11 protein-coding genes and 1 pseudogene are annotated in these 13430 nt (G+C 52.3%); 7 read left to right on the top strand and 5 right to left on the bottom strand.

Features of this window, described 5'->3' with window-relative positions; translation table 11 throughout:
* The first annotated feature begins 515 nt into the window (after nucleotides 1–515).
* Nucleotides 516–587, top strand: a complete 72-nt coding sequence (gene ypdK / locus ACSZO4_RS21255; RefSeq protein ID WP_099458783.1) for a membrane protein YpdK — start codon at nucleotides 516–518, stop codon at nucleotides 585–587.
* Between the two features lie 67 nt (nucleotides 588–654).
* Here ypdK and alaC read toward each other — a convergent pair whose 3' ends face one another.
* The gene (alaC, locus tag ACSZO4_RS21250) at nucleotides 655–1893 is read right to left on the bottom strand and encodes an alanine transaminase (RefSeq protein ID WP_437891052.1); all 1239 of its coding nucleotides are present in this window, start codon (nucleotides 1891–1893) and stop codon (nucleotides 655–657) included.
* Nucleotides 1894–2280: 387 nt separating this feature from the next.
* Between alaC and ACSZO4_RS21245 the strand changes: the two genes are divergently transcribed.
* Both ACSZO4_RS21245 and ACSZO4_RS21240 read left to right on the top strand, forming a co-directional pair.
* Nucleotides 2281–3978 (top strand): LytS/YhcK type 5TM receptor domain-containing protein, encoded by a 1698-nt coding sequence (locus ACSZO4_RS21245; RefSeq protein ID WP_437891051.1) that lies wholly within the window; start codon nucleotides 2281–2283, stop codon nucleotides 3976–3978.
* Between the two features lie 11 nt (nucleotides 3979–3989).
* Entirely contained in the window at nucleotides 3990–4718 is a 729-nt protein-coding gene (locus tag ACSZO4_RS21240; RefSeq protein ID WP_437891050.1) for a LytR/AlgR family response regulator transcription factor, read from the top strand.
* On the opposite strand, the gene glk is transcribed toward ACSZO4_RS21240, so the two are convergent.
* A complete protein-coding gene (gene glk, locus ACSZO4_RS21235; RefSeq protein WP_437891049.1) occupies nucleotides 4715–5680 on the bottom strand; it encodes a glucokinase in 966 nt (321 codons plus the stop codon). The two genes, ACSZO4_RS21240 and glk, sit on opposite strands and share 4 nt — an antisense overlap.
* A gap of 203 nt (nucleotides 5681–5883) precedes the next feature.
* Here glk and ACSZO4_RS21230 point away from each other — a divergent pair, with 203 nt between their 5' ends.
* The 3 genes from ACSZO4_RS21230 (at nucleotide 5884) to ypeC (ending at nucleotide 8670) form a co-directional block, all read left to right on the top strand.
* Nucleotides 5884–7116, top strand: coding sequence for an ion channel protein (locus ACSZO4_RS21230; protein WP_437891048.1), 1233 nt, complete (start codon nucleotides 5884–5886; stop codon nucleotides 7114–7116).
* 110 nt (nucleotides 7117–7226) lie between these two features.
* The gene (mgrA, locus tag ACSZO4_RS21225; RefSeq protein WP_437891047.1) at nucleotides 7227–8225 is read left to right on the top strand and encodes an L-glyceraldehyde 3-phosphate reductase; all 999 of its coding nucleotides are present in this window, start codon (nucleotides 7227–7229) and stop codon (nucleotides 8223–8225) included.
* 112 nt (nucleotides 8226–8337) lie between these two features.
* Nucleotides 8338–8670: a DUF2502 domain-containing protein YpeC gene (ypeC, locus tag ACSZO4_RS21220; protein ID WP_437891046.1), complete on the top strand. Its 333-nt coding sequence runs from the start codon at nucleotides 8338–8340 to the stop codon at nucleotides 8668–8670.
* A gap of 36 nt (nucleotides 8671–8706) precedes the next feature.
* Here ypeC and ACSZO4_RS21215 read toward each other — a convergent pair whose 3' ends face one another.
* Nucleotides 8707–9945: an Nramp family divalent metal transporter gene (locus tag ACSZO4_RS21215; RefSeq protein ID WP_437891045.1), complete on the bottom strand. Its 1239-nt coding sequence runs from the start codon at nucleotides 9943–9945 to the stop codon at nucleotides 8707–8709.
* Nucleotides 9946–10297: 352 nt separating this feature from the next.
* On the opposite strand from ACSZO4_RS21215, the gene ACSZO4_RS21210 reads away from it, so the two are divergent.
* Nucleotides 10298–11485 carry a NupC/NupG family nucleoside CNT transporter gene (locus ACSZO4_RS21210; RefSeq protein WP_437891044.1) on the top strand — a complete coding sequence of 396 codons (1188 nt, stop codon included), beginning with the start codon at nucleotides 10298–10300 and terminating at the stop codon, nucleotides 11483–11485.
* Between the two features lie 32 nt (nucleotides 11486–11517).
* On the opposite strand, the gene ACSZO4_RS21205 is transcribed toward ACSZO4_RS21210, so the two are convergent.
* Both ACSZO4_RS21205 and ACSZO4_RS21200 read right to left on the bottom strand, forming a co-directional pair.
* A complete protein-coding gene (locus tag ACSZO4_RS21205; protein ID WP_437891053.1) occupies nucleotides 11518–12786 on the bottom strand; it encodes a GGDEF domain-containing phosphodiesterase in 1269 nt (422 codons plus the stop codon).
* Nucleotides 12775–13359: pseudogene (locus ACSZO4_RS21200) on the bottom strand (MASE1 domain-containing protein); the annotation flags it as partial. The pseudogene ACSZO4_RS21200 and the gene ACSZO4_RS21205, both read right to left, overlap by 12 nt.
* Between the last annotated feature and the right edge of the window lie 71 nt (nucleotides 13360–13430).

Below are 13430 nucleotides of genomic sequence, written 5' to 3'. Positions count from 1 at the left end.
ACAGCTCAGCTAAGGTAAGGCTAATACAGATAAGGACTCCACTGAACCCCACCGATTAAATCGCACCTTCCTTAGTATCAATGCATTCATATCCGTCCGCAGAGAGCGGCACGGCTCATCCTGGCGGGAAAAACCTCGTTGAAGGATACTCAGCCAGGGGCATAAGTGTGCTGACGATCACAAAATAATCTTAGAAATCAAAGCGGAAAAATAACGTTTCAGCATTGTTACATCCCGTCGCCGAATCCGCATTTATTACACTGCGGAATTAAAGTGTCGCCAAAGCCCGACAGTCTCTAAGTTACGGAAATTATTTAAAAAAAAGCCTCTTGAAAGGCTCCATTTTTAAGCGTACATTAGCCCTCGTTTAGCGTGATAGACGCAACAAATTCTGAGATGGAGCTGTGGCCGAAAGGGAGAAAATTCCCATTTTCAATTTGGCGTAGTTTCACCTCTCTATACTCAGTCCTGATCTGGTCATGAATGCATACCTTGCGTATGCGGAGCGATGAAGCGTGAAATATTTCTTTATGGGCATTTCGGTGATGGTCATTGTTTGGGCCGGTACATTTGCCCTGATGATCTAAACAGCAAACATTACTATAAAAAATAACAGGAGCCATTTGGCTCCTGTTTTCATTTTCGCTTATCGCGTTATTCGCTGTCTTCAACTGAAGGCTTTGTTGTGGCCGGGAGAAGTCCGTCAGCCCGGAACATCGCTTTAATGCCTCTCACCGCCTGGCGGATGCGGTCACGGTTTTCAATCAGCGCAAAACGCACATGGGTGTCGCCGTAATCCCCAAAGCCGATCCCCGGCGAGACGCAGACTTTCGCGTCCTGGAGCATTTTCTTGGCAAACTCCAGTGACCCCATTGCCGCATAAGGCTCAGGGATCTTCGCCCAGACATACATCGATGCCTTTGGCATTTCCACCATCCATCCGGCTTCGTGCAGGCCTTTAACCAGCACGTCACGGCGACGTTTATACTGGGCGGCGATATCAAGCACGCACTGCTGATCACCCTCAAGCGCGGCAATCGCAGCTACCTGCAATGGCGTAAAAGTACCGTAATCGTGATAGCTTTTAATTCGCGCCAGCGCGTTCACCAGCACCGGATTACCCACCATGAAGCCAATACGCCAGCCCGCCATATTGTAGCTTTTAGACAGCGTGAAAAACTCTACGGCAACGTCACGCGCACCTGGCACCTGCATAATAGAGGGGGCTTTCCAGCCATCGTAGACGATATCGGCATAGGCCAGGTCATGAACCACCAGCACATCGTACTGTTTTGCCAGCGCCACCACTTTCTCAAAGAAATCCAGCTCAACGCACTGGGCAGTCGGGTTCGACGGGAAACCTAAGATCATCATCTTCGGTTTTGGGTAACTTTCCCGAATGGCGCGTTCGAGTTCATTAAAGAAGTCCACCCCTTCCACCAGCGGGACTGAGCGTACCTGGGCACCGGCGATCACCGCGCCATAGATGTGGATCGGATAGCTGGGATTCGGCACCAGAACGGTATCGCCGTGATCCAGAGTAGCCAGCATCAGGTGCGCAAGCCCTTCTTTCGAGCCAATAGTCACAATCGCTTCCGTTTCCGGATCGATATCAACCTCGTAACGCTCCTGATACCAGCGGGAAATCGCCCGACGCAAACGGGGAATGCCGCGAGAAGTCGAATACCCGTGGGTATCCGGACGCTGGGCAACGGTACAGAGCTTTTCCACGATGTGCGGCGGCGTTGGGCCATCCGGGTTACCCATGCTGAAATCAATAATGTCTTCGCCACGCCGACGCGCAGCCATTTTCAGTTCAGCAGTGATATTAAAAACGTAAGGGGGGAGTCTGTCGATACGCGTAAAACGGCGTTCAGGACTGGATTCAGCCATATATTCCTCAGATAAACGTTAGCGCCCGGACCGTCCGAGCGACGCTGCCACGATGGTGGCGTCTAAAGAAAATAGCCTGAAAAAAAACCTGCTGTCGAGAGGTAACGTAAAAAAAACATCGGATTAAAAAGAGGAACAGAAAATCCAGACCATAAGAGAAAGCTCACCCATAAACGCAAAAAATACAGTTAAAAATTAACATACTGATATCAATGCAGTTACTAATAGTGAGGCAAGTTTTTACCAGATGGCGAAAATTCTCTCAATCAACACCAATCCCCTTTTAAATAAGTGGTTTTTCCTCATTGAATGAGTCACGCACTTAACTGGTCATCTGCACTGATGTTTTTTATCATAGCTTTTTCACGCTTTTTACATGAGTCACCCGTGCACGAAATATTCAACATGCTGCTGGCGGTTTTCGATCGCGCCGCGCTGATGCTGATCTGTCTGTTCTTTCTGATTCGCATCCGCCTGTTCCGCGAACTGCTGCATAAAACCGCACATACGCCCAAAGAACTGCTTGCCGTGACGGCCATTTTCTCCATGTTCGCGCTGTTCAGTACATGGTCCGGGGTGCCCGTTGAAGGTTCGCTGGTCAACGTGCGCATCATCGCCGTTATGTCCGGAGGGATCCTGTTTGGCCCCTGGGTCGGCATCATCACGGGCGTCATTGCCGGGATCCACCGTTACCTTATTGATATCGGCGGCGTCACCGCGGTGCCCTGCTTAATCACCAGTATTATTGCCGGTATTCTGTCAGGCTGGATTAACATTAAATTTCCGAAAGACAAGCACTGGAGTGCGGGCATTATCGCCGGGATGTTATGCGAAACCCTGACCATGACCCTGGTGGTCGTCTGGGCGCCAACCACGGCTCTGGGTCTGGATATCGTGTCAAAAATCGGCGTACCGATGATCCTCGGTAGCGTGTGCGTCGGTTTTATTGTCCTGCTGGTACAAAGCGTTGAAGGCGAAAAAGAGGCGATCGCCGGGCGGCAGGCTAAACTGGCGCTGGATATTGCGAATAAAACGCTGCCGCTGTTTCGTAATGTGAATAACGAATCCCTGCGCAAGGTCTGCGACATTATCCGCCGGGATATTGACGCCGATGCCGTGGCCATCACCAACGTAGACCATGTACTGGTCTACGTCGGCGTCGGTGAAGATAACTATCGCGACAATGACGATATCGTCAGCCCTACCACCAAACTTGCGATTGACAGTGGCGAAATCATCATAAAAAACAATGATGAAGCTCACCGCACCCCGGAAATTCACTCGATGCTGGTGATCCCATTATGGGAACAAGGGGTGGTGACCGGTACGCTGAAAATTTATTATTGCCACGCCCATCAAATCACCTCCTCATTACAGGAAATGGCGGTCGGCTTATCGCAAATTATTTCCACGCAACTGGAAGTTTCCCGTGCCGAGCAGCTACGTGAAATGGCCAATAAAGCTGAATTGCGGGCGTTACAAAGTAAGATTAACCCCCATTTTCTGTTTAATGCCCTCAATGCTATTTCGTCCTCGATTCGCCTTAATCCAGACACCGCCCGACAGCTGATTTTTAATTTGTCACGCTATCTGCGCTATAACATTGAATTAAAAGATGATGAGCAGATCGACATTAAGAAAGAGCTGTATCAAATTAAGGACTATATCGCCATTGAGCAGGCCCGCTTCGGCGATAAGCTCACCGTCATTTACGATATCGACGAAGAGGTCAGCTGCGTTATCCCCAGTCTGCTTATCCAGCCACTGGTGGAAAATGCCATTGTCCATGGTATTCAGCCCTGCAAAGGCAAAGGCGTGGTCACGATAAGCGTCGCAGAGTGTGGCCGCCGGGTTCGCATTGCGGTGCGCGACACCGGCAACGGTATTGCTCCGGAGATGATCGCCAGGGTGGAAGCTAACGAGATGCCGGGCAACAAGATTGGCCTGCTCAACGTACACCAGCGCGTGAAACTGCTGTATGGCGAAGGATTGCACATTAAGCGTCTGACGCAAGGCACTGAAATTGCGTTCTATGTTCCGATGCACACGTCGCCCACCGTGGCTTCAGCGACCTTGTTGCCATAAGAGATGAAAGAATGAAAGTCATCATTGTTGAAGATGAAATACTGGCTCAACAGGAGCTGAGCTGGCTGATTAAAGAACACAGCCAGATGGAGATTGTCGGCACATTTGATGACGGCCTGGATGTCCTGAAATACCTGCAACACAATAAAGTGGATGCGATTTTCCTTGATATCAATATCCCATCGCTGGACGGTGTGCTGCTGGCGCAAAACATCAGCCAGTTTGCCCATAAGCCCTTTATTGTGTTTATTACCGCCTGGAAAGAGCATGCGGTGGAAGCCTTTGAACTGGAGGCCTTTGATTACATTCTGAAACCGTACCAGGAGTCACGGATTATCAGCATGTTACAAAAGCTGGAAGCCACCGCGCAGCAGCAAACGGTCACCGCCAACAATCCGGCAGCCCGTGAAAATCTGACCATTAATCTGGTGAAAGATGAACGCATTATCGTGACCAGCATTCACGATATTTATTATGCCGAAGCGCACGAGAAGATGACCTTTGTTTACACAAAGCGGGAGTCCTTCGTGATGCCGATGAATATCACCGAATTTTGCGGCAAGCTGCCCGCCGCGCATTTCTTCCGCTGCCATCGCTCGTATTGCGTCAATCTGGATAAAATCCGTGAAATCGAGCCCTGGTTTAAGAATACCTATATCGTGCGGCTGCGGGATCTGGATTTCCAGGTTCCCGTCAGCCGCAGTAAAGTTAAAGAGTTCAGGCAGTTAATGCATCTTTAAAGATAGAAGCCCAGCGTCTGGCGCAGGTGAGCGCCCGCCCCCAACAGCCCCGGGTTATCATGCACAATCAGGTAGACAGGAATGTCCTGCACGTAGGATTTGAAACGGCCTTTGTCCTCGAAACCACCACGAAAACCAGAGGCGGTGAAGAAGTCGAGAAAACGTGGCACGATGCCGCCCGCAATGTAGACGCCGCCAAAAGTGCCCAGGGTTAACGCCAGGTTGCCGCCAAAACGTCCCATGATGATGCAGAACAGCGACAGAGCGCGACGGCAGTCAGTGCTGCTGTCGGCCAGCGCACGCTCGGTGATGTCTTTCGGTTGCAGGTTCTCCGGCAGGCGGCCATCGGATTTGACAATCGCCCGGTACAGATTGATAAGTCCGGGGCCAGAGAGTACGCGCTCGGCAGAAACGTGACCAATTTCGGCCCGCAGCTCTTCGAGAATGATGCCCTCTTCTTCACTGTTTGGCGCGAAATCAACGTGCCCACCTTCCCCCGGCAGGCTGACCCAGCGCTTATCAACATGGACTAAATGCGCCACGCCGAGACCGGTTCCTGCGCCATACACGGCAACAGGTTTACCTTCAACAGGCTCGCCGCCGCCAAACTGGATCAGGTGCTCTTTACTGAGCATCGGAATAGCCATAGAAACCGCGGTGAAATCGTTGATGATTTCCAGGTGAGCAAAGCCAAGGTTGGCTTTCATCTCCTTAATAGAGAATGCCCAGGTATGGTTGGTCATTGCCACCCAGTCCCCGGTAATCGGGCAGGCAATGGCAATGCAGCCGTCTTCGACGCTGACCTTATGCTCTTCAAGGTACACGCGTACCACCGCCTCAAGGCTTGGATAATCCAGACCGGAATAGGTCTTCGCCTGTGAGATCTCACCGCTGTCGACTTTGCATAGCGCCAGTCGCGCATTGGTGCCACCTACGTCCCCTACTAAAGCATATTTTGTCATTCTCTTACGGCTCCGCTAAAGTCAGAATAAATCTTTGGCACACTGTAAATTCAAGGCGCTGTAACAACAATGACCATAGCATGAGCGCCCCGTTATTATCGATCTGCGTCACAGATTAGCGTCATGATTTCAGCAGCGTTTGCACTCTTCTTGTCTTTTAACGAATTCACTGTTGCGGTATATCCGGTCAAAAGGAAAAAATCATGCTCCATCCGCGCGCCAGAACCATGTTATTGCTGGCCCTCCCCGCACTGACGATTGGCACGGCATCGAGCCTGGTACTTCTGCTGTTACTCAAAGTCGCCGACGTGCTGCAAAAGTTGCTATGGCAAAACCTGCCCCCACGGATGGGGTTCTCCCCGGATTCACCGTTATGGGTGGTACTGATGCTGACGCTGACCGGCATTGCGGTTGGGCTGGTTATTCGCTACAGCGCCGGTCACGGCGGCCCGGATCCCGCAACCGAACCCTTGATCGGCGCGCCGGTGAATGTTTCCGCCTTACCCGGCATAGTGGCGGCGCTAATAATCGGCCTTGCTGGCGGGGTGAGTCTTGGCCCTGAGCACCCGATAATGGTGCTGAATATCGCCCTTGCCGTTGCGCTGGGCGGCAAAATCCTCCCCAGAGTGGCGCCGCTGGACTGGACGATCCTCGCCTCTGCCGGAACCATAGGCGCACTCTTTGGTACGCCTGTCGCGGCGGCGCTGATCTTTTCCCAGACCCTCAATGCCAGTAACGATGTCCCGCTTTGGGACAAACTTTTTGCTCCGTTAATGGCCGCCGCCGCAGGTGCGCTGACCACCAGCGTCTTCTTCCGTCCTCACTTTGCCCTGCCGATTGCCCATTATCCCCAGTTGCAGATGATTGATATTCTGAGCGGCGCCGTGGTGTGCGCCATCGCCATTGCGCTCGGTATGGTCGCCGTCTGGTGTATGCCTCGCCTGCACCAACTGATGCAACGCATCAAAAGTCCGGTACTGGCCTTAGGCATTGGCGGTTTCGTGCTGGGGCTTCTCGGGGTGGCTGGCGGCAATATCACCCTGTTTAAGGGGCTGGATGAGATCCAACAGATGGTGCTCTCTCAGGACTTTACCGCGCAAGATTATCTGTTGTTTGCGGTGGTGAAACTGGCTGCGCTCGTCGTCGCAGCGGCTTGTGGCTTCAGAGGGGGCCGTATCTTCCCGGCGGTGTTTGTAGCGGTGGCTTTAGGGCTAATGCTGCACGAGCATGTGGAAGCGGTTCCGGCGGCGATCACCATCTCCTGCGCCATTCTCGGTCTCGTCCTGGTCGTGACCCGCGATGCCTGGCTAAGCCTGTTTATGGCGGCCGCCGTGGTACCAGATACCTCTCTGCTTCCCTTGCTGTGTATAGTGATGCTGCCAGCCTGGCTGTTGCTGGCTGGTAAACCGGTGATGATCGCGGCGCGGAAAAAATAAGTGCGCCAGGGCGAAATTCTGACGCGCTGATGAGCGGTAACCCCGAAGCTGGTGTAAGCTCAAACACTCTTTTGTGTAAACGCATACATCAACAAGTTAAGGGCACCGGGATGGTTTATAAAGCCGATGAAACACGTTACCAGCGTATGGAATACCGCCGTTGTGGCGACAGTGGTTTAAAGCTGCCAGCAGTGTCGCTGGGCTTATGGCATAACTTTGGCGACGCCACGCTTATTGAAAACAGCCGTCAGCTGCTGCGCCATGCGTTTGATCTGGGCATTACCCATTTTGATCTGGCGAACAACTACGGCCCGCCTCCGGGATCGGCGGAGCGCAATTTTGGTCGCCTGTTGCAGGAGGATTTCCTGCCGTACCGCGATGAGCTGATTATCTCCTCCAAAGCCGGTTACACCATGTGGGAAGGCCCTTATGGCGACTGGGGTTCACGCAAGTATCTGATTTCCAGCCTCGACCAAAGCCTGCGGCGGATGGGTCTGGAGTATGTGGATATCTTCTATCACCACCGTCCGGATCCGCAGACCCCGCTGCAAGAGACGATGCGCGCGCTGGATCATATCGTGCGTCAGGGCAAAGCGCTGTATGTCGGGCTCTCCAACTACCCGGCCGAACTGGCCCGCCAGGCGATCGATATCCTTAACGATCTGGGCACACCCTGTATTATTCACCAGCCCAAATATTCGATGTTTGACCGCTGGGTTGAGGAAAGTCTGTTAGATGTGCTGGCAGAAAAAGGGGTCGGCAGCATTGCCTTTTCGCCACTTGCCGGCGGCCAGCTCACCGATCGCTACCTGAACGGCATCCCTGCGGATTCTCGCGCCGCCAGCGGCAGCCGTTTCCTTAACCCCGATCAGCTTACCGAAGAGAAGCTGACGACGGTACGGGAGCTGAACGAGATAGCCAGCAAACGTGGGCAAAAACTGTCGCAGATGGCGCTGGCCTGGGTACTCCGTGGCGACAAAGTAACGTCGGTGTTGATCGGCGCCAGCAAGACCAGCCAGCTCGACGATGCCGTGGGGGCAATGAGCAATCGCCAGTTCAGCGCAGAGGAATCTGCGGCGATCGATGCCATTCTGCAACGGTCAAAATAAGATCGATTTTAGCAAAAAGTGCTGCCACCCCGCATTTAGGAGTTGTGCCGAAGATGCGGGGTTAATCGTTACATAATATTGCTGCAACCGACCCGTTCGTGAGGAGAAAACAATGTTCAGGTCACTTTTTCTTGCAGCTGCATTAACGATTTTTACTCCCCTGCTGGCGAACGCAGGTGAAATTACGCTGTTGCCTTCCATTAAGCTACAAATTGGCGATCGCGACAATTATGGTAACTACTGGGACGGCGGCCACTGGCGCGATCGTGATGACTGGGGCCGTAATTATGAATGGCGTGATAATCGCTGGCGGAAACATGACCGTGGCTACCACCGCGGTTGGGACAAACGCAGCGCCTATGAACGTGGCTACCGTGAAGGCTGGAACGATCGTGACGATCGTCGTGGGCCTGGGCGCGGACACGGCCATGGACACCGCCATTAATTGCAAAAGGGGCGCTCGCGCCCCTTTTTATTTGCTTTAAAGCCCGAGAAGTGTGCCCACCAGCAGCCAGCCATTCAGCCCCACCACCAGCGTCACAATCAGCCAGCCAGTGCGCTTAACCCAGAGGCTATTTACCAGTTCCCCCATCAGCTCCCGGTTACTGGTGAAGATCAGCAGCGGCACCAGCGCCAGCGCGATACCAAAACTGAGCAGGACCTGGCTCATCACCAGAATGCGAGTCGGATGCATCCCCAGCAATATCACTATAAAGGAGGGCATCATGGTAATGGCGCGACGCAGCCACAGCGGAATATGGAAACGCACAAATCCCTGCATCACCACCTGCCCTGCCAGGGTTCCGACAACCGTCGATGAGAGCCCCGCCGCCACAAGACTCAGGCCGAAAATGGTTGCTGCCGAGTGGCTCAACAACGGTTCGAGGGTTAGATAAGCGTCATCCAGATTGGCAATCCCGGTATGCCCGTTGAAGTGGAAGGCCGCCGCCGCGGTCGCCATCATCGCCAGGTTAACAAAACCGGCAATGGTCATGGCAATCCCGACATCCCATTTGGTGGCGGAATAGCGCTCCTGCCGCGTTCCCTCATGCAGATATTGCGTCAGCGAGGAGTGGAGATAAATCACATGCGGCATGATGGTGGCTCCCAGCACGCCTGCTGCCAGAAACACGGCTTCAGTACCCGGCAGGCTGGGAATAATAATACCTTTGGTAAGCGGCGCCATCGCGGGCTGGGAAAAGACAAGTTCAACGATATAGGCCGCCGCCACAAACAGCAGTAAGCCGCCAATGACTTTTTCCAGCGGTTTTTGTCCACGTCGTTGCAGCATCAGAATCAGGAAGGTGGCAATCCCCGTCAACACCGCGCCTTGCAACAGCGAGACGCCGAGGATCAATTTGAAGCCGATGGCCGCGCCAATAAATTCCGCAAGATCCGTTGCCATGGCGATAATTTCCGCCTGTACCCAGTAAAACCAGACTAACGGGCGCGGATAATGGTCACGAATTTGTTCAGCCAGGTTTTTCCCGGTGGCAATCCCCAGCTTGGCAGACAAGACCTGGATCAGCATCGCCATCAGATTGGCCCAGACCACAACCCACAGCAGTTGGTAGCCGAAGCTGGCCCCGGCCTGAATATTAGTGGCGAAGTTACCGGGATCGATATAGCCAATCGCCGCAATGAATGCAGGTCCCATTAAAGCAAACCTTAACTTGCGCGCAGTACGCCCACTGCTATTCTCAACGCGACTGCTGCTCATTGTGCTGCCTCTAATATAGCCTTTGCTATGTTTGATGCTATCAAAGTGAGAATGATTATCAAGATCATTTAGTAATGGTTACCTTGATTTCTCTGATAGCCAGAAACGATAGAAGGGCCAGGGGTTGCGGAATGGGGAAAAAGCGATTGTGGATCACACAAATCTGTAAAGAGTTTAGCATTTCAATGCAACTTTTCACTTCTTTACTTAACATAACCGAAATGTATGGTGGATCACTAATTTTGAGTCTGGTCACAGGTCATTAATATACTGTGTGTTTGATCTCGTTTTCTTTACGCTTGTTACATAGAATGTGCACGAAAATACTACCCGTCTCATATTTGGAGCGAATATGTCCCGCGTTCTGCACTTTGTTCTGGCGCTTGCCGTCGTGGCGCTGCTTGCACTTCTTGTCAACAGCGACCGCAAAAAGATCCGCATTCGTTTTGTTGTTCAACTGCTCGTCATTGAAGTTCTGTTGGCCTGGTTCTTCCTGAACTCCGACATCGGTCTGGGTTTTGTGAAAGGCTTCTCCGAAATGTTCGAAAAACTGCTCGGATTTGCCAACGAAGGGACAAACTTCGTCTTCGGCAAAATGAATGATGAAGGTCTGGCGTTCTTCTTCCTGAAGGTGCTGTGCCCGATTGTCTTCATCTCCGCGCTTATTGGTATTCTGCAACATATTCGCGTACTGCCAATCATCATTCGTGCCATCGGTACGGTGCTGTCCAAAGTCAACGGTATGGGTAAACTGGAGTCGTTCAACGCCGTCAGCTCCCTGATCCTCGGCCAGTCTGAAAACTTCATCGCTTACAAAGACATTCTGGGCAAAATGTCCCGCAACCGCATGTACACCATGGCGGCCACGGCAATGTCTACGGTGTCTATGTCGATCGTGGGCGCCTATATGACGATGCTGCAGCCGAAATATGTGGTGGCCGCGCTGGTTCTGAACATGTTCAGCACCTTTATCGTACTGTCCCTGATCAACCCGTACCGCGTGGATGAAAGCGAAGAAAACCTGCAGATGTCTAACCTGCATGAAGGTCAAAGCTTCTTTGAAATGCTGGGTGAGTATATTCTGGCTGGCTTTAAAGTTGCGGTGATCGTTGCGGCGATGCTGATCGGCTTTATCGCGCTGATCTCTGCACTGAACGCGCTGTTCGCTGCGGTGCTGGGTATTTCCTTCCAGGGGATCCTTGGCTACATCTTCTACCCTATTGCCTGGGTTATGGGCGTGCCGTCTTCAGAAGCCCTGCAGGTTGGCAGTATTATGGCGACCAAACTGGTTTCTAACGAATTCGTGGCGATGATGGATCTGCAAAAAATTGCGTCCACTCTCTCTCCGCGTGCGGAAGGCATCCTGTCGGTATTCCTGGTCTCCTTCGCTAACTTCTCTTCTATCGGTATTATTGCCGGCGCTATCAAAGGCCTGAACGAAGAGCAAGGTAACGTGGTTTCCCGCTTCGGTCTGAAACTGGTGTACGGCTCTACTCTGGTGAGCGTACTGTCCGCGTCTATCGCAGCACTGGTACTCTGATTCAGCACCTGTAAACCGGGGATCTCCCCGGTTTATCTCTCCAGGGGTTCTGGCTTACCCGTCAGATACCCTTGCAGATAATCAACCCCCGCCTGTAGTAACAATTCGCGCTGTTCTTCTGTTTCAACATACTCAGCCACCACCGTCAGCGATTTCGCTTGCGCAAGTTCGCATATCGCCTTCACGATCAGTACATCCTGTGGGTCACGAACAATATCCTGCACAAAGCAGCCGTCAATTTTAATGATATCGGCTTCCAGTCGCTTCAGCCGCTCGAAATTGGCATAACCGGTACCAAAATCATCAATGGCAATTTTGAACCCCGCCTGACGCAATTGCTGAATGTTGCAGATACTGCTGGCTGAGTTTGACATTGCCTGCTCTTCGGTGACTTCGATTATCAGCTCCTGCGGCGAAATCGCATACCGGGCGCATAACGAAATCAGTCGGCTGGAGGTATCCGGCTGCATAAGGGTGAGCGGCATAAGATTGACAGAAAAACGCACGCCGCCGGAGGTCGCCGGATGAGCCTGCATCCAGCGCAGCAAGGTTTCTATTACCTGCATATCAAAACGTGCGCTGAGATTAAACTGGGCAATCACCGGGATAAACCGGGCCGGGCTCATAAGCTCGCCGTCGCTGCTGAGCCGGGTCAGGATCTCATGATAGCCCTTCCCCTGCGCATCCTGGATAGGCTGGGCGTAAAGTACCAACGTATTTTCATCCAGCGCGCGTTTTACTTTATTCAGTAACCGAACCCGCTGCGAAGTCTGGTCGCTGACCACATCCAGACTGTTGGTCAGTGCCAGCACCTGCCGATTGATACTGGCCTGTTCAGCTAACCAGCCAAGCTGACCCAGGGTATGATGGAGCGCCTCCCCTGTCCCCTCCACTTCTCCCCAGGCGGCGCCAAACTCAATATCCAGATTGGCATTACATCCGCTGACCCGTCGATCATTAAGATGGTCCACAATCATCTGCAAACGCTCACTGGCCTGCGTTCCCCGCAGGATCACTATCAGCTCGCAGCCAGGTAATTGATACAGTTGCTCACCTGAGCGCAGCAGGGGCCGGAGCTCACGCGTCACGCTACGTTTAAACTGTACACGCATCATCATTCCGTAATGGCGGCTGAGAAATTCCAAATTTTTCATATGCAGGCAACACACCACCAACCCTTTATCGCGGGTCAGCGCCTGTTCCAGCGCCCGTAAATTCGGTAGCCCCGTCAGAGGATCTGTCATCGCCTGCCTCTGCCAGCGCAGAAACAACCACTCACTGCGCTGCCAGATACGCGTCATGTAAACCAGGCAGATGGTAAAGCAAATCAGCACCGACATTACAAACGCCAGCGCATACTCGTTCCTGACGCCATGCAAGAAATTATGGTTAAAAGCCAATAACATATACGCCGATATCGCCCAACTGAGCATAATAAACGGGTAGCGTAATTTCCCAACCCCAAGGGTAAAAAGAATGAATATAATCGGAACCAGATACCCCGCAATATAGTCAGAGGTGACAGAAGAACACAGCACCACCAATAATAGAACAAGGGCCGACAACCAACTGACGGTGAATAAACGAGATCCCTTCCCAAAGCATGGCTTAATATTGTAAAGCCAGAATCGCCGTGCATATCCGGGATTGATAATCATCCGCAATGGGAAATAAAACAGCATCGTAAATATCAGTGCTGCACAAATCAAATTTTGAATATCGACGATGTTATAAATGACTGACGCTTCACCAAAAAAGCGCGACAGACCGTCAGGAAAGGTGAACCACATCCCGGCAATATACATTGATGCCTTAATGCCGACAGGCGCCAAAAAGCCCATCCAGAACATTCTTACGATAATGTTTTTGTTAGGGAAGGTGCGATTTAATCGGTGGGGTTCAGTGGAGTCCTTATCTGTATTAGCCTTACCTTAGCTGAGCTGTA

Origin of the sequence: Phytobacter sp. V91, assembly GCF_965644225.1 — a bacterium.
Taxonomy (GTDB): domain Bacteria; phylum Pseudomonadota; class Gammaproteobacteria; order Enterobacterales; family Enterobacteriaceae; genus CBFFRJ01.
Note: the sequence above shows the minus strand (reverse complement) of the source record. Positions and strands in the feature narration are given on the sequence as shown.

Bases quoted from the DNA above. Each gene is read 5' to 3' on its own strand.
- mgrA (WP_437891047.1), top strand. From the start codon at position 7,227: ATGGTTTATAAAGCCGATGAAACACGTTACCAGCGTATGGAATACCGC.
- ACSZO4_RS21210 (WP_437891044.1), top strand. From the start codon at position 10,298: ATGTCCCGCGTTCTGCACTTTGTTCTGGCGCTTGCCGTCGTGGCGCTG.
- ACSZO4_RS21205 (WP_437891053.1), bottom strand. From the start codon at position 12,786: ATGACGCGTATCTGGCAGCGCAGTGAGTGGTTGTTTCTGCGCTGGCAG.
- glk (WP_437891049.1), bottom strand. From the start codon at position 5,680: ATGACAAAATATGCTTTAGTAGGGGACGTAGGTGGCACCAATGCGCGA.
- ACSZO4_RS21230 (WP_437891048.1), top strand. From the start codon at position 5,884: ATGCTCCATCCGCGCGCCAGAACCATGTTATTGCTGGCCCTCCCCGCA.
- ypeC (WP_437891046.1), top strand. From the start codon at position 8,338: ATGTTCAGGTCACTTTTTCTTGCAGCTGCATTAACGATTTTTACTCCC.
- ACSZO4_RS21215 (WP_437891045.1), bottom strand. From the start codon at position 9,945: ATGAGCAGCAGTCGCGTTGAGAATAGCAGTGGGCGTACTGCGCGCAAG.
- alaC (WP_437891052.1), bottom strand. From the start codon at position 1,893: ATGGCTGAATCCAGTCCTGAACGCCGTTTTACGCGTATCGACAGACTC.
- ACSZO4_RS21240 (WP_437891050.1), top strand. From the start codon at position 3,990: ATGAAAGTCATCATTGTTGAAGATGAAATACTGGCTCAACAGGAGCTG.